Origin of the sequence: Helicobacter pylori (assembly GCF_003637685.1) — a bacterium.
GTDB lineage: Bacteria > Campylobacterota > Campylobacteria > Campylobacterales > Helicobacteraceae > Helicobacter > Helicobacter pylori_CJ.
In genome coordinates this window covers 78,955-95,240 of sequence record NZ_MVWW01000001.1, presented here as the reverse complement: position 1 = coordinate 95,240, position 16,286 = coordinate 78,955, and the positions used below count along the sequence as shown (strand labels likewise).

Annotated in this window: 15 protein-coding genes and 1 pseudogene; 2 read left to right on the top strand and 14 right to left on the bottom strand. The window is 39.7% G+C overall.

Annotated elements, in window-relative coordinates:
- Positions 1-18: 18 nt before the first annotated feature.
- A complete protein-coding gene (locus EAL44_RS00450; RefSeq protein WP_121073536.1) occupies positions 19-1,071 on the top strand; it encodes a cytochrome-c peroxidase in 1,053 nt (350 codons plus the stop codon).
- Positions 1,072-1,221: 150 nt separating this feature from the next.
- Here EAL44_RS00450 and EAL44_RS00445 read toward each other — a convergent pair whose 3' ends face one another.
- The 5 genes from EAL44_RS00445 to EAL44_RS00425 are packed head-to-tail and all read right to left on the bottom strand — an operon-like array spanning position 1,222 to position 5,226.
- The gene (locus EAL44_RS00445; RefSeq protein WP_162970303.1) at positions 1,222-1,809 is read right to left on the bottom strand and encodes an META domain-containing protein; all 588 of its coding nucleotides are present in this window, start codon (positions 1,807-1,809) and stop codon (positions 1,222-1,224) included.
- 18 nt (positions 1,810-1,827) lie between these two features.
- Entirely contained in the window at positions 1,828-2,505 is a 678-nt protein-coding gene (locus EAL44_RS00440) for a hypothetical protein (RefSeq protein WP_121073533.1), read from the bottom strand.
- Positions 2,506-2,507: 2 nt separating this feature from the next.
- A complete protein-coding gene (locus EAL44_RS00435; protein ID WP_121073530.1) occupies positions 2,508-3,323 on the bottom strand; it encodes an MlaD family protein in 816 nt (271 codons plus the stop codon).
- Entirely contained in the window at positions 3,308-4,093 is a 786-nt protein-coding gene (locus EAL44_RS00430; RefSeq protein ID WP_000994585.1) for an ABC transporter ATP-binding protein, read from the bottom strand. The genes EAL44_RS00435 and EAL44_RS00430 overlap by 16 nt, the downstream gene beginning before the upstream one ends.
- Positions 4,093-5,226 (bottom strand): ABC transporter permease, encoded by a 1,134-nt coding sequence (locus tag EAL44_RS00425; protein ID WP_121073527.1) that lies wholly within the window; start codon positions 5,224-5,226, stop codon positions 4,093-4,095. The genes EAL44_RS00430 and EAL44_RS00425 overlap by 1 nt, the downstream gene beginning before the upstream one ends.
- Before the next feature lie 133 nt (positions 5,227-5,359).
- Here EAL44_RS00425 and EAL44_RS00420 point away from each other — a divergent pair, with 133 nt between their 5' ends.
- Complete coding sequence (locus tag EAL44_RS00420) at positions 5,360-6,055, top strand: outer membrane protein (RefSeq protein ID WP_121073525.1); 696 nt, start codon at positions 5,360-5,362, stop codon at positions 6,053-6,055.
- 91 nt (positions 6,056-6,146) lie between these two features.
- Here EAL44_RS00420 and ilvE read toward each other — a convergent pair whose 3' ends face one another.
- The 9 genes and pseudogenes from ilvE to EAL44_RS00375 form a co-directional block, all read right to left on the bottom strand.
- On the bottom strand, positions 6,147-7,169 hold the full coding sequence (ilvE, locus tag EAL44_RS00415) for a branched-chain-amino-acid transaminase (protein WP_121073522.1): 1,023 nt from the start codon (positions 7,167-7,169) through the stop codon (positions 6,147-6,149).
- A 51-nt stretch (positions 7,170-7,220) separates the two neighbouring features.
- Positions 7,221-7,967, bottom strand: a complete 747-nt coding sequence (locus EAL44_RS00410) for an outer membrane protein (protein WP_121073519.1) — start codon at positions 7,965-7,967, stop codon at positions 7,221-7,223.
- A 114-nt stretch (positions 7,968-8,081) separates the two neighbouring features.
- Complete coding sequence (polA, locus tag EAL44_RS00405) at positions 8,082-10,757, bottom strand: DNA polymerase I (RefSeq protein WP_162970302.1); 2,676 nt, start codon at positions 10,755-10,757, stop codon at positions 8,082-8,084.
- Between the two features lie 65 nt (positions 10,758-10,822).
- A pseudogene (locus tag EAL44_RS00400) lies at positions 10,823-12,044 on the bottom strand (restriction endonuclease subunit S).
- A complete protein-coding gene (locus EAL44_RS00395; protein ID WP_121073513.1) occupies positions 12,041-14,077 on the bottom strand; it encodes an N-6 DNA methylase in 2,037 nt (678 codons plus the stop codon). Before EAL44_RS00395 ends, EAL44_RS00400 begins: the two are co-directional and overlap by 4 nt.
- A gap of 30 nt (positions 14,078-14,107) precedes the next feature.
- The gene (locus EAL44_RS00390) at positions 14,108-14,683 is read right to left on the bottom strand and encodes a ComF family protein (protein WP_121073510.1); all 576 of its coding nucleotides are present in this window, start codon (positions 14,681-14,683) and stop codon (positions 14,108-14,110) included.
- Positions 14,671-15,246 carry a dTMP kinase gene (tmk, locus tag EAL44_RS00385; RefSeq protein ID WP_121073505.1) on the bottom strand — a complete coding sequence of 192 codons (576 nt, stop codon included), beginning with the start codon at positions 15,244-15,246 and terminating at the stop codon, positions 14,671-14,673. The genes EAL44_RS00390 and tmk overlap by 13 nt, the downstream gene beginning before the upstream one ends.
- Before the next feature lies 1 nt (position 15,247).
- The gene (gene coaD / locus EAL44_RS00380; RefSeq protein ID WP_001169242.1) at positions 15,248-15,721 is read right to left on the bottom strand and encodes a pantetheine-phosphate adenylyltransferase; all 474 of its coding nucleotides are present in this window, start codon (positions 15,719-15,721) and stop codon (positions 15,248-15,250) included.
- Positions 15,721-16,284 carry a UbiX family flavin prenyltransferase gene (locus tag EAL44_RS00375; protein WP_121073502.1) on the bottom strand — a complete coding sequence of 188 codons (564 nt, stop codon included), beginning with the start codon at positions 16,282-16,284 and terminating at the stop codon, positions 15,721-15,723. The genes coaD and EAL44_RS00375 overlap by 1 nt, the downstream gene beginning before the upstream one ends.
- Between the last annotated feature and the right edge of the window lie 2 nt (positions 16,285-16,286).

The following is a 16,286-nucleotide window of genomic DNA, read 5'->3' as shown; positions in this document are numbered from 1 at the left end:
CTATTTTAGGAGTTCATCATGAAAAAATCCATTTTATTGAGCACCTGCTTGGCTTTTTCTTGCGCTCATGCCTTGAACGATTTAGAATTGATCAAAAAAGCGAGGGAAAGCCAATTAGAACCCATGCCTATGGGCAAAGCGCTCAAAGAATACCAAATCAAAAAAACCAGAGATGTGGGTATTGGCGCTAAAAACAGCGAAATCATGACCCCTGCTCAAGTGGAATTAGGCAAAATGCTCTATTTTGACCCTAGGATTTCCACTTCCTATCTTGTCTCTTGCAACACATGCCATAATCTGGGCTTAGGCGGGGTGGATCTAGTCCCAAGCGCGGTAGGTTCTCAATGGAAGAAAAACCCCCACCTTTTAAGCTCCCCAACGGTGTATAACTCTGTGTTTAACGATGTGCAATTTTGGGATGGTAGGGTTACGCATTTAAACGAACAGGCGCAAGGGCCGATCCAGTCTTCTTTTGAAATGGGGGCTGACCCCAAAGTGGTGGTAGAAAAAATCAATTCCATGCCAGGCTATGTCAAACTCTTTAGAAAAGCTTATGGCTCTAAAGTCAAAATTGATTTTAAATTGATCGCTGATAGTATCGCTATGTTTGAAGCCACGCTAGTTACCCCAAGCCGTTATGATGATTTTTTAAGGGGTAATCCTAAAGCGCTCAGCAAAGCCGAAAAAGAAGGGCTGGATTTATTCATTTCTAAAGGCTGTGTGGCTTGCCATAATGGGATCAATCTTGGCGGATCGATGCAGCCTTTTGGGGTGGTCAAACCTTATAAATTCGCTAATGTGGGCGATTTCAAAGGCGATAAAAACGGGCTTGTGAAAGTGCCTACTTTAAGGAATATCACCGAAACGATGCCTTATTTCCATAACGGGCAATTTTGGGATGTCAAGGATGCAATTAAAGAAATGGGTTCTATCCAGTTAGGCATTGAAATCAGCGATGCAGAAGCGAAAAAAATTGAAACCTTCTTTGAAGCCTTAAAGGGTAAAAAACCTAAAATACTCTATCCAGAACTCCCCATAATGACAGACAAAACCCCTAAACCCTCTTTTTGATTTTAAAAAGTCCTTTTTAAGGGGGCTTTGACGCTAAATCTAAAAAGCTTGCGAAAAGCGGACGGTAATCTCTTAAAAAACGCTTAAAAATTTCTTTTTAATCTCTCTCTATTTTAGTGATTTTAGATTGTTTTGAAATCAACAACCCACTCAAGGCGTTTTCAAATAAATTTTCATTTTTTGGTTGTCTAAAATAAGCGTGTCCTTACCTTTAGTTACCATAAAATTACCCTTAAAGTTCTCCATGAACGCCAATTCAAACGCCATCAAATGCTCATCTTTACACACTTTCCTTGAAATCCCGCTGTCTTCAATTTCAATGTGCCTATCGCCCTGCCATACATAGCTGGCAAAATACCGGTTGCAATAGCCTTTCCCATAAATACGATTTTCTTTTTGATCAAACACAAACTCTCCCATAGAGCTTTTAGGCTTGGGCTTCTTTTTAAAAAGCTCATACCAGTGTTTTCTTTTTTCTTTTTGCTCTTGCTCTTTGGCTTCAATTACTGCTTTATCTTCAGGCAAAGCGGTATTTAGAGAGAAATCTTGCTCTTCTTCATGCTCTCTAAAAGCGCTATCAGCGAGCATGGTTTCAATGTCATAGACTTGATGGTTCATTTCCACTTTTTGGATATGCCAATCGTTACTAGAAAGTTTTTTATCAAACATTTTTAAAAAAAAACACCCCGAAAAGACACAAGCCGCTAAAACGCTTGCTCCAGCCAATCGTAAATTCAAACAATTCCTCCTGATGTTTTATTTTTTTAACGGGCTTACGCTTTGCGCTTCAATGGCTTTTTTAATCAAAGAAATCGCTTCTTGCATCGCTTGCGTGCTGACATGTTGGAGGGATTGTATCGCGCTTTCTTGAAAATCTTGATTGCCATCTTTACTCGTTTTGGTCGTTTTATTTTCCAAGCTAGAAATATTTTCATGCTTAATGATCACTCCAGAATGCGAATCGCCTTTCACGCTAATGTCATAGCCTAGCGCGAATTCCGCCCTATAGGTAGAATTTTCTTTTTCTAAAAGAGAAAACGATAAAATCGTAAAACGCACCGCATAGGTTGGTACGCCCGCACCATAAGGGGGTAAAGCCACGCCTAAGCATGCTTTTTGCGCTTCTTGCATGAACATGGTTTTTAACATGTTGCGAGGCAAGTCTATCCATTTTTGGTGCTTCCCATGCGTGATCTGCCCGTCTTTGGCTTTAAACACGATCTCTTTAGTGTTGAATAAATCCGCGCTCAAAATACTAATGAGTCTCACTTCAGTCAAAGGTTTAGGGCATTGCGTGATTTCAAAAGAACCCGCATTCAAATCATAAGTTCTGATCTCTGGCAGCATTTGTTTTAAATTGATGCTCAAGCAACCCTGAAGCAACAACGCTAATGCTGATGAGAGTGAAAAGATTTTTATCGCCGTAGCTCTCATGATTATTTCCTTTCTCCAAAAATCGTTTTATAGGGGTTAGCGTCAAATTTATCTATCAAAGCAGAGCCTTTTTCCACAAAATTATCAATGTTTCTCAAGCTCAACTGCGCTTGCATGATTAAGGGAGTGAACATCGCTTTAAAGTCGTATTGCCCTTGTTTTAGGCGCTTATCCACATCTAAAGCCACATTATTGACATTAGAAACGAGGTTGTTAGCGTTGCTGATTAGTGAATCAAATTGAGTCTTTCTTGAATCCAAGTTAGCAATGAGATCATCCACTGAAGCGAGAATGTGCTTGAATTTTTCCACATTTTCATCATCTAAAATCTTATTCACATTTTTAATCGCTTTCATCACTTCTTGCATCACTTGATTAGCATCCACGCTCAAGCGATCCATAAGCCCTTCTTTAAAGATTAAAATGCGCTCCCCTTTATCGTTGCTGCCATAAAATTCTTCATTGTGGCTTTGCTCTAAGGCTAAAAATTTTAACCCCATAAGCCCCCTAGAAGAAACCGCCACTTTGGAGTCTTTACGGATCTTAACGCTGGATTTAATCATCAAATCCAAACGGACCACCCCCACTTTATCCTTTGCAAAGCCCACCTTGATGACATTACCCACTTGAATCCCTTTGTAATTAACGGGCGAGTTGGTCGCAATGCCTCCCAAGTCTTTATCCGTATAGACCACGTATTCATAATACTTCCCGTCATCTAATCCCAAATGGCCTAGCCATAAAATAAAGCCTACCATGCACACTAAGCATAAAAAGAAGAGCCCGCCGATTAAAGTGTAATTCACATGCCTTTCCAAAATTTCTCTCCTCGTGTTGAATTGAATAAATTGCCTTCATCTAGCCCTTGAGTTTGAGCTTTTTTAATAAAATCTTTTAAATCCCCATTAAATTCTAATAGCCCGTCTTTGAGCATGATGAATCGATCCACGCAATCATGCACGGAGTCTAAATCATGCGTAATCATCACCACCGTAAGCTGTAAGCTCTCTTTGAGCGTCATGATCAGTTCATCAAATTTGCCCGCGCTATAAGGATCTAGCCCGCTTGTTGGCTCATCTAAAAACAAAATCTCCGGATTAGTCGCCATAGCCCTTGCGATACCCACGCGCTTTTTCATCCCCCCACTCAATTCATAGGGGTAAAGGTGGTAAGCCCTAGGGGGCAAACCCACTTTTTCAATCCACATTTTAGAAATTTCTTCAACAATTTTTTTAGAATAAGCGCCGTATTGCTCTAGCATCACACCCACATTTTCTAAAACCGTTAAAGAGCTATAGAGCGCGCCAAACTGGAAGCAAATCCCGCAGCGGTTAAAAATCTTTTGCTGCTCTCTTTCTTTGAGTTTCCATATATCTTCCCCAAAAAGCAACACTTCCCCTTTTGTGGGGCGATTGAGCAAGATCATGCACCTTAAAAGCGTGCTTTTACCGCTCCCTGAACCCCCTAAAATCGCCATCACTTCGCCCTTATGCACGCTAAAACTCACGCCCCTATGGATAATGGTGCTCCCAAAAGCACTATGGAGATCCTTCACTTCAATTAAGACTTGATTGTTAGTAGCGTTCATTATATGTTCAACTTAGAAAAGATGATAGAAAAAATAGCGTCTAAGAAAATGATCCAAAACAAAGCGTTCACGACGCTAATAGTGGTCAAGCGCCCAATGCTCTCAGTATCCCCCTTGACTTCAAACCCGCGCATGCACCCTACCATCGCAATCGCAAACCCCCAAAAAGGGGCTTTGACAATCCCTACCAAAAAATGATTCCAACCCACTGTGTCATGGAATCTGTCAATATAGCTTGGAAAGCCTAAATCCAATTGGTATTTAATCGCAAACATGCCCCCAAGAATGGCGAACGCATCAGCAATAAACACCAATAAAGGCAACACAATCACTAAGGCTAACACCCTAGGCAACACTAAAAATTCAAAAGGGTTAAAGCCCATGGTTTTCATCGCGTCTAATTCTTCAGTGATCTTCATCACCCCAATTTGCGCGGTAAAACTGCTCGCGCTCCTCCCAGCCACCACGAGGGTTAAAATAAAAGGGCCGATCTCTCTTAAAGCGAGTTTAGCCGTCATTTCAACCGACATTAAAGGCGCGCCCATGTCTTGTAATTGTAAAGCCCCTTGTAAAGCAACGGCAAACCCCACGATAAACACCGTTAAAATACTCACCGGCAAAACCTTAAACCCGGATTCATTGATATGATAGAGCAAAGGAGTGATACAAAAGCGTTTGGGGTTGAAAACGCTTTTAATGAAGTAGAATAAAATCATGCCGCAAAAATTGAATGCGTTTAAAAAAGTGTTGTAAGTCTCTACGATACTCTTACCCAATTTAGTGATCATGAGTTCGTATTTTTTGCCCGCTTTTTTAGACTCTAAATCCTCTTCGTTTTCAAGCCAGTCTTTAACCACTTTCAAAGCGCATGCGTTACTCTCGCTCATGTTGCACAATTCAATGTTTAAAGAACGCTCCTTAACTAAATCAAATAAAAACATGCCAAAAACAAAATCCACTTTTTGGCACTCTGAAAAATCCATTTTCAAAGGCCCTTGATGATCTAATAAATTTTTTTTCAACTCATCTAAACGAAACACGCTCGTTTTAAAATCCCAATCCCCTCTTAAAATCAGCACAGAGTTCGCCCCATCTTTACGCATCTCTAAAAATTTCTGTTTCTCTGTCTTCATTAAAATATATTCTCTCTTAGATTAGGTAAAATCTATTAACAAAATCTTGTTTGTTAAAACGACCATTTTAACACAATGATAAAACAAAAGATTAAACAATACTCTGTTTAATAAAGGATTGATTATTTTTAAAATGTTTAAAAAAATCATTTTTTTTGGCGTTTTCTTAATGGGGGGATTTGTTGTTTCACCCCTTGAGGCCATGCCTATTTTGCATAATAAAACCCCTAAAAAAAATTACCAAGAAGCCCATGAAAAGCTCTATAGAAGCATCATTAACCGCCAAAAGCTCACACGCAAAAAAAGCGGGTGGTATTTTTTAGGAGGGTTTGGCGCTGTAGAGGCCATTAAGGACTATCAAGGCAAGGAAATGAAAGATTGGATCGCCACGCTCAATTTAAAAACCGGCGTGCAAAGTTTTTTTAAAAAATACATCGGGATCAGGGGGGTTTTTGCATGGGATCTTGGGTCAGGAAAAGTGAATTACCAAAGCCATAAAGATCCTACCAACTCTTTTTTTACCATGCTTGCGGTGGGTTTGGATGTGATTATGGAATTTCCTTTAGGGAGTTATAAGCATTATTTGGGGGCATTTGGGGGAGCTAGGGGGGCTTTAGTCGTTTATACAGACAAACAAAATTTCAAGTTTTTTAAACATTCGGTGGTTTCAGGGGGTTTAGCGATTAATGGGGGGGTTATGCTCACGCTTTTTTTAAGACACCGCATTGAATTAGGGTTTAAAATCTTACCCACCGCCAGATTGCTTTCTAGCTCCAGACGCTTTGAAACTTCGCCCTTATTTTATGCGGCATACAGCTATAAATTTTAACACTGATTTGAAAATGCTTTTTATTGCCAACGCTCTATGAAAAAGAGCTAAAAAGTTTTAAAAACTCTTAAAAAACCTTTTTGATTAATCTTTAAGAAACTTCAAAAATCCAATCTTTGGGGGCTTCTTGTTCGCCTTGCTGAATAGATAAAAGCAAATCATAGAGCTGTTTAGTAACATGGCCCGGTGCTTCAAAAAAATAAGACTTGTTGTTGTGCGTGATTTCTTTAATGGGCGTAATGATTGCGGCTGTCCCGCACGCTCCGGCTTCTTTAAACGCATCTAATTTATCAATCAAAATTTCTTTTTCTTCCACTTTCAACCCCAAATATTCTTGAGCCAAAACCATCAAGCTTTTTCTGGTGATGCTTGGCAGAATGCTTGGCGAATGCGGGGTGATAAAGGCGTTATCATGCGTGATGCCAAAAAAATTCGCCGCCCCCACTTCTTCAATTTTAGTGTGCGTAATAGGATCTAAATAAATGCAATCATCATAGCCTTGCTCTGTGGCCATTTTGTGGGCTAACAGGCTTGCAGCGTAATTCCCCCCCACTTTCACCCCACCGGTGCCTTTAGGCGCAGCCCTATCAAAAATCGTAGTGATAAACCTAGCCCCCCCTTTTTCTATGCCCCCTTTAAAATACGCCCCCACCGGTGCACAAAACACGATAAAAAGGTATTCACTGGCCGGCTTTACCCCCAAATTATCCCCCACGCCTATGACAAAAGGGCGCAAATACAAACTCGCCCCGCTTTTGTAAGGAGCGAGCCATTTTTGATTCGCTTTGACTACTTCAGCGCATGCCCTTAAAAACAGCTCTTCGCTCACTTTGGGCATGAGCAGTCTTTCGCATGAAGTTTGCAAGCGTTTGGCGTTTTCTAAAGGGCGAAAGAGTAAAGCTTTCCCCTTTTGAGAGCGGTAAGCCTTCAAGCCTTCAAAACAAGCCTGCCCATAGTGTAGAACCGGCGAGCCTTCGCTGAGTTGTAACACATTTTCGCTAACCAATTCGCCTTGCGACCAAGAGCCGTTTTTATAAGTAGCGATGAAGCGAAAATCCGTTTTAATGTAGCTAAAGCCTAAATTTTTCCAATCTAAATTTTCTAAATTTGCCATTTTCACACCTTTAAATGGATAGTTTCAGGCGTGATTGTATCTAAAAAGGGGTTAAAAATCCCTCAAGTAACTGATCTGAAACGCATAAACTCTACGCACATCAGCCTGTAAGGTGTATCCCTTTTCATTGGTAAGAGAGAAAAGCTGGTGCGTGATCGTAGGCACTTTAATCCCTAATTCCAGGCTATTGTGTTTAGCGATATGGGTGCGGACCCCAAACTTCCATAAAAACTGGAAATTAGCCGGGCTGTAACTGGAATTGCTGTGGTGTTTTGCATAATGAGCGATCTCTTTACTGATGCTCGTTGCCCAACTATCCCCGGCTAATTGGATCCCCACGACAAAACCAAAAACCATGTTTTCTTTATTCACAAAATTCCACAGCGTATCTAACCCCACGCCATAAGTGAACAAATTGACATAATATTGCCCTTGATAGGAATCCCTTTCGGTTAAAGTCGTCCCTCCAAAACTAAAGCTGTTGTAAATAAACCCGCTCTCGCCCACCGCAATACCCTTTTTCATCACGCCAAAGCGATCATGCGTGTAATCAAAAAACCCGTAATAACGCATGCCAAACCATTTTTTCTTACCAAAAAATTGCTTATAGCCCACTTCAAAACCCGCTCCTGCGTAAGGAGGGAACTTCATCAAAGGCTTTTGCAAGCCGTTTTCATTCACCATTTTAGTCTGATTTTGTATCATGCTCACCTGGTAATTGACTCCCACAAAAGCCGCGCTCTCTTCAGCGCTCGCTAAAACACTCAAAGCCCCTAATAATATAATTCTTTTCAACATTCAGTCTTTTCCCTTTATTTTTTGATAACCACTTTATATCATGTTAGCTTAACATGGCTAAGTATTACTTATAAAGAAATAATAATATATTTTTTCTTAAACTCAATTAAAAAACTAACCTTTTAGTTCATTCCAACGATTCGCCACAAACGCGCTCGTTTCTAACGGCACCCTCAAAGGATAAACCTCATCATTAAGAATGCGTTGGATTTCTTGCTGCAACTCTAGGGCGTTTTTTTCTTCAATCTCAAAAATCAATTCGTCATGCACTTGCAAAAGCAGCCTCACTGAAGAATCATTTTTGAAACGCTCGCTCACTTTGAGCATGCCTAATTTCAATAAATCGCTGGCACTCCCTTGAAAAATCGCATTCACGCCCTCTCGCAAATAATTGCCCTTAACATAGTCATTCACGCCATTAAAATCAAACACCCGATAACGCCCAAGCAAAGTGAAAGCTTTAGAAGTTTTTAAAATCTCTTCTTTCATGCGGTTTAAATAATCTTTGATGCTAGGGAATCGTTTGAAATACGCTTCTATGTAGCTTTTAGCCTCACTTAAAGGGATGTTTAAAGTTTCGCTCAATTTCTTACTCCCCATGCCATACACCAGCCCAAAATTAATGCTTTTAGCGATGGATCGTTTTTCTTTAGCTAAATCTCCACCAAACAACGCTTTAGAAGTTTCTAAATGGATGTCTCGCCCCTTTAAAAACGCCTCCATTAAATCCTTATCCTGGCTAAAATGGGCTAATAGGCGCAATTCAATCTGCGAATAATCCACCCCCAATAAACAATATTCTTTAGAGCTAGCGATAAAGCCCTTACGAATGAGTAAGCCCTTAGGCGATCGCACCGGGATATTTTGCAAATTAGGCGAATGCGAGCTTAAACGCCCGGTAGCTGTGCCGGTTTGGATGAAAGTGGTATGGATTTTATCGTCTTTGTCTTTTAGGCGCAATAGGGGGGTGGTGTAAGTGTTAAAAAGCTTATTCAATTCTCTGTATTCTAAAATCAAAGGGATACTTGGGTGCTTGTCTAGGATTTTTAACAAATTTTTTTCATCGGTAGAATGGCTTTTATTTTTAGGAAGCCCTAATTTTTCATACAAGACTTCGCCGAGTTGTTTAGGCGAATTGAGATTAAAATCCACGCCGATTAGATCCAAAATCTGGCGCTCTAAAACTTTTAATTCATCTTTAAACTCCTGTTCTAGGCGCTTGAAATAAGGCGCATCAATCTTAAAGCCTTGAAATTCCATGCCCATTAAAACTTTCACAAACGGCGTTTCAACTTCTCTGGCCAAAGAAAGCAAGTTTTCTTCCAATCCCCCTTTTTCAAAATACTCGCACAAACGCTTTAAAGCGTTTAATTCCAAATTCAATTGTTCTAATTTTTCCGCCTTGCTTGTTGTTTTAAAATCTTTGATTTTTTCATGCGGAACTAATTCTTCTTTTAAATATTCCTTTAAAACTTCATCAAACCCCACTTTTTCCGGATTCTTTAAAAACGCTAAAATTTGAGTGTCTTGGATGCGGATATTTTCCAAAGACACCTGGTATTTGGCTTTTAAAAAGCTTAATAAAGGTTTTAAATCATGCCCAATGATACACGCATGCTGTAAGATTTGAGAAAAAGCGTTTTGTAAAAACTCTAAAGAAAAGGGCGAAAATAACGCCTCTTCTAAAGGTAAAAAATAGCCTTGATCTTGTAATAAAAACGCTAGGGCTAGAATTTCTTTTTCTTTATCCAACACCAAGCACATAAAAATTCTTGCATTAGGGTTTTTTAATTTTTCTAAAAATGCGCTCAAAGGCGCGGTATTTTCTAAAACGATCATGCTTGATTTTGTAGGGGCGCTGTCCAATACGGAGGCGTTTTCTAATATAGGAGCGTTTTCTAAAATCAAAGGCGAATTTTCTAAATCCCTTAAAGTGGAAATGAAACCATATTCTTTCAATTCGTCTTTAATTTTCAATAAGGGGTTTTCGCTAGGAAAAGCGCAACTTAAAAAATCAAATTCTTTAATGCATTCCCTCTCTAAAGTGGCTAATTCTTTGCTTAAAAACGCGCTCTCTTTGTCTTGTATAAGGGCTTGATACATTTTAGGGCTGAGTAAATTTTTCGCCAAGTCTAAATTTTCATAGATGTTTTCCAAGCTCCCTAATCGCTGTAACAATTCCTTAGCGTTCTTGCTCCCAATGCCTTTAATCCCCTTGTAATTATCGCTGCTATCCCCTACAATGCCTTGATAATCCGTGAATTGACTCGGTAAAATCCCGTATTTTTCCACGCAATCCTTCGCCAAAAACTCCGTTTTGCCATCAAAAAGCGCGATCTTATCGCTCAAAAGCTGGTTAAAATCCTTGTCTTTAGAATAAATGCGCGTTTTATAAGGGCTTAGCGTGGCTAGGCTTGCGATCACGTCATCGGCTTCAAACCCGCTCACTTCCATGCAAACAAAACCCATTTTTTGCAACCATTCTAAAGCGATAGGGATTTGTAAAAGCATCTCTTTAGGGGCGTCTTTACGATTTTGTTTGTATTCGCCTAATTTTTCAGATCTTTTGGTTTTAGTCTGGCTTTCTAGAGCGAACACGATAAAAGGCATGTTTTTTTTATCCTTATAAAATTTTTTAACCATGCCCACAAGTCCCGTTAAAAGCCCCGTAGGAAAGCCTTTATCGTTCGTTAAAGGCTTAGTTTTAGCGCTCATGTAATAGCTTCTAAACAAATACGCAAAAGTATCAATTAACGCTAAAGTCCCTTCTTTAATGACTGGCTGCTCCATGATTTAACCCTCTTCCATCAAGCGAATTTTAAATTTATTGTAACACAAGCTTGACCTCATCTATTTCAAAATAACGAGTCTTTTTGAACGGGCGTTTCTTGGCTGATAACTTCTTTTGTGGCTTGGATTTTAGCGCCGCAGTATTGAGCCACGCCTTGAATGGTTTGTTTCATTAGGGCGTTGATTAGGGTGCGCATGAAATCAAAATCTACATCCTCAAGGGTTTGAGTTTTAGCGGTGGGTTTTAGGGGTAATTGGATTTTTTGCTCCCTAAAAGTTTTATCAATATCCCTAACTAATACACTCAATAAAGGGCGTTTTAAGGCGTTTAAAAGCGTTGTGAAATAGTGGGCTGTGCGCGAATTAATTTTATTTTTGATTTCAGCTTTTGGCGTGATTTTTCGCATGAATTGTCCCGCATACCATGATTTTTTACGATAGAAAAAATCCATTTGTAAAAGCCCTAAACTCCAAGTAAATGGTGGGTTTAAATTTTCTGCATTGACAAATCCTGTGGCTTGCAAAACGCCTTGATTTTGCGAAGTCCTTGTAATATAATCGTAATCTTCTCCTTGCGTTAAAGCGTCTTTATTAAAGCTTAAGGTTTTTCAATCTCAAACAAATCCCCTAGTTTGAAGTGTTGCCATGTTAAGCCGCATGGGGTATTACCCCCCCCGAATTGTTGCCATTGAAAACATTGAGGGCGTTTTCTTCTTCGCTAGAAAGGGTGGTGTTTTCTAGCCCTGTAGCTTTTAAATAAGCATGAAGTTCGGCGAGCCGACACTGCTCAAGTTCGGCTATGAATTTTTCCATGAAAATAAAATCAATATCTTTAAGGGTTTGAGCGTTAGCGGTGGGTTTTAGGGGTAGTTGGATTTTTGCAATTTTTGCCAAGCTCCAATGTCTAGCGTAACCCTTATCAATGATTTTTTTACCCCACATAGTGTTAATGAATAGTAAAATCCTTATACTAAAATTTTTTATAGGCTTTAAAACTTTTACATTATCTGCGATACAAAAATCATTTTTAGCAATATTAAATGTTCTTGTGTGGTCTCCAAATACTACCATGCATTGATTATTCTTTAATTTATAACTAGGCTCACAATTCACATAACCAACAATGCCATTATTCTTACTATCTGATGTAAATAATGGTATTTTTCCATTTTCAACGCAATCTTTTTTGCTTAATAATTTTGTTGTTTTTTGTAGCTCGTATATGGTTTCGTATGAAAACTCGCCCCACTTAATAGCGTTGAGTTGGCTACTAAGGGGGCCTATCACTTTGGGGGCGTTTGGTTTTTTAAAATCAAACCCACTTCATAAGAAAGGTAATCGGCTATCGTTCTTTTAAAATCCTCTAATTCAGGTTTGGTCTCAGTGGGTTTATTTTGGTTCCAATCGCTCCCGTTTTTGGGGTCTATGGTGTTTTCATAGTAGTCATCTTCGCTTAAAAATTTCAAACATGATTGGCCAATATGGACTAAGTCCACGAATTCGTTGTAGCGCTCTTTGGCGTTATGCGTGTCTTTTAAATTGTGGCTGGCTTTGGCTTTTTTGCGATTCGCTCTAGCGTAGCCGTCGTTACTGAAATCAATAAATTTCACCCTTTGCTTAGCGTCATGCTTTTCATTGACTCTAAAAACATAGATATGGGTTTGAACGCTGCTTTTACCGATGAATAAATCTGAAGGCATTTTAATGCTCGCTAAAAGCGTGTGTTTTTCCAAAATCCTTACATTGTATTCTTTGGCTTGGCCACTGCCGGCGCTTGATTGGATGATCACGCTCGCATAACCGCTTTGCATTTTTGCTAAAGCCTGCTCCACAAACACCATGCCATTACCGCTAGCGGAATAAGGCGGGTTTAAAACAAAAGCGTTAGCTTTAAACTCTTCGTTATTGACTTTGCCATCAAAATCGCTCAAGCTGTTTTGGTTTAAGATTTGACTGCTCCCATCGCCCATTAAAATCATGTTTAACACCGCTAGGATGTGGATATCCGGTAAGATTTCTATGCCTAAAAGTTGCTTGGCTTTAATATGGGCGATTTTTTGCTCTAATTCCTCTGGACTAGTGATACACTTTTTAGCGTCTTCTATCATTAAATTCATGCTTGCGACTAATAGCCCAGCGCTTCCGGTAGCAAAATCCCACACGAAACTATCCTTATTGACTTTGGAGAGTCTGGCTAAAAGCGTGGCGGCATAAGGGGGTGTGAGCACCACATCGTTTAATTTGTCTTGCGTGAAACCCAGCCAGCGATACATTTCATTGAACAATTTACCGGTAAAATCCGTGCTAAGACCGATCTTATAATAAATGCCCAAACTATCCACGATTTCACTAAAACAGCGCTTCAAACGGCTTTCGCCATCAATGGCTTTGTTGTTGTTTTCGTTTCTCAATAAAGGCTCTAATAAAGAAATAATGCTTTGCCTTTTTTCTTGGGGCAAATGCTTATTCTCTAAAAAGGATTGGATTTTTCTGAGCATGATGTCGCCATCTCTTTGATGGACCTCATCGCTGGATTTTAAATCTTCTTTTTTTAGGGGGGTTACCAAATTAGGGATGCCTAAATTAGCGATAATGCTCGCAATCACTAAATATACCCGATTGTGTTCGCTTAAAAAATTCTTTTCTTTGTCATAAATATTGTTATTGAGACGAGTCAAGCAGTCTTCTATTTCTTGGTTTTTCTTTTCTCTAATGCACTCTAAATCTTTATCGCTTAAAGAAAGGGTGTCTACTCGTTTAATAAAGTCGTTAAAATGCTTACGGCTTAAAAAAGATAGATCGCTATAACCTTGCTCACCTTTTGAAACATCTATCCCCATGCCCAAATTGCTTTTATTCACATAATAAACAGCGATTTGAGAGCATATACCGCCCTTATCGTCTTTATAGCCTGTGATGCCTATGGCGATGCATTCAGTGTAGCTCGTGTGGTGTAAAATCGCATTAGCGTAATGTAAAGCCCCATTTAGGGCGTATTCTCTAATGTTTTTATAATAAGGCTCATGGTTTTTAAAGTTTTCTACCAGTTTGTTTTTGTCTAATTTAATGAGCTTGTCTTTTAGCCCTTTGTATTCTATTAAAATAGGGACTCTTCTGTTGGGGTCTTGTGTGTTTAATAAAAGTTTCACATCAGGGCGGTTACCCCCTAAACCCCCATTTTTAGAAGCGTAATTTTTTAAAGCTTCATCAATTTCTGTATTCAGGCTTTCTTGCTCTAGTTTGTAGTTTAGGTTATAACTTCTTAACTCGTTGTTGAACTTATCAGCGATTTGAGGCTCAATGGATTGAACTTTATTCATGGGTATCCTTTTTAAAAACAAAATTATAACTCATTCGTCCGCGCTGCAAAGCGCGATCGCAAAGTGCGCTTTAATGTTTAAAGCCTTAAGGTATTTCAGGGCTTCTTTTAGAGTGGTGCCGGTGGTGATAATGTCATCTAATAAAAAATAATCTAAATTCTCATCGCCTTTGAAAGTGAAATTTCGTGGGTTGTTAGTGCGAAATTCCAGGCTTTTCCCGGCATACGAAATAGTATTTGTGGCTCTTAAAGTCCCATAAGTGGGCTTTAAATTGTCTTGACAAAAGCCTTTTAAAAGCACGGCTGAATGCGAGTAAAAGGATTTGATTTTATCATCAATGGCGATGCCATAAAGGGGGGTATTCAAGCCTTGTTCTTGTAGGATTTTCACAAATTCCGCGCCGGCTTTTTGAGAAAGCAAGGGCAAAATGCGAGAGCCAATCAGCGCGTATTTGCTTTTAATGAGCTCTTCTATTTCGCTATAAGCGTAAAAACTATACACGCTCACGCCCTCTAAAACCCTTACCTTTAAGCTTAAGGGCAGATCGTTTAGGCAATTTGGGCAAAGAGGCTTAAAAGAAAGCTTCAAACAAGTTAAACAACGCATTGTATAAAGGCGGTGATTTGTTCGTGTAAGTTTTTAACGCTTTCTTTAGCGTTTAGTTCCAAAACTTCGCACCCGAATTTTTCTTTTAGCGCATAAGCATGAGCTTTGAGCTTTTGCTGGATTGTGAGTAATTTTTCTGTGCCTTGGTTTTCTATTTGGTCTAAACTTTTAAGGCTTAAGCGCTCTTTTAAGCCCTCTTCATCTATCACTAAAAGAACGATTTTTGCAGGCAAGATGCTTTGAGTGGCAAGCAAGTTTAATTCCAAGTTTGAAAACTCGCTATAAGCCATGCCAGAAATCAAACTCCTGTCGCTAATGATGAGCTTTTTTTCTTTCAATGCCGGTTTGATCACGCTTTCTGTATGCTCAGCCCTATCGCTTAAAAATAAAAACGCTCTAGCTAATTCGCTGACATTTTCATTTAAAGCGATACGCCTTAAAGTTTCGCCTATTTTTGTCCCCCCTGGCTCTTTAGTAAAAAGGGCGTTTCTAAACCTGTCTTTTAATAATCCTACTTGAGTGCTTTTGCCCGCGCCATCAACGCCTTCTAACACCACATACATTTTAAGCCTTTGAAATCAAAGGATAAATTTCTTTAGGCACTAAATGGCTCGCATCGCCCTTATGCGCGATAATGGATCGCACGATAGAAGAGCTGATAAACGCATTTTGTAAAGTGGGCATGAAATACAAGGTCTCTAATTCGTGGTTTAAGGATTTGTTCGCATAGCCCATTTGCAATTCGTATTCAAAATCGCTCACCACCCTTAAGCCCCTAACTAGCACTTTACAATGGTATTCTTTAGCCAAATTAGCTAACAGCCCTTCAAACGCAACGCATTCTACATTTTTAAAACTTTTAGTGGCCAGTTGCATCATTTTTAAGCGCTCATCTAAACTAAACATGGGGTTTTTAGCGCTTGAGTGTGCCACAGCGACAATGAGCTTTTCAAACAATTCGCTAGAGCGGTGGATAATGTCTATATGCCCGTTAGTGACCGGATCAAAAGTGCCCGGGTAAATGCCGATTTTTTGCATCAGTTCATTCCCCATCGTGGGTATAAGTCATTGTCTATCCCTAAGCTGTCAAACCACTTCCCCACTAAAAAATCTTGCATCGCTTCTAAAGTCTTGCTCTGGGTGTAATAAGTCATCATCGGCGGCGCGATGATCGCATTAGAATGGGCGAGTTTGAGCAAATTTTCCAACATGATAGCGCTTAAAGGCATTTCTCTAGGGGCAATGAGTAAGGGGCGCTTTTCTTTAAGCATCACAGACGCGCTCCTAGAAATCAAATCCCCCCCAAAGCCATGCGCGATTTTAGCCACCATGTCCATACTCGCCGGAATGATCGCCATTTTATGGATACCATAACTCCCTGAAGCGATGCTCGCATGAATATCTTGCTCGTTAAAAAAAGTCGCGCTAGGCCGTAAGTCTTTCATGGCGTTTTTAAGGTTGATATTCGATTCTTCTAACGCCACGACATGCGCGTTTTTAGACGCCACGACAAACACTTCAATTTCTTTGGGTAATTTTTCTAAAAACCGCAAGGCTAGGGGTATCCCGCTCGCCCCGCTGATGCCTAAAACTAATTTCATGA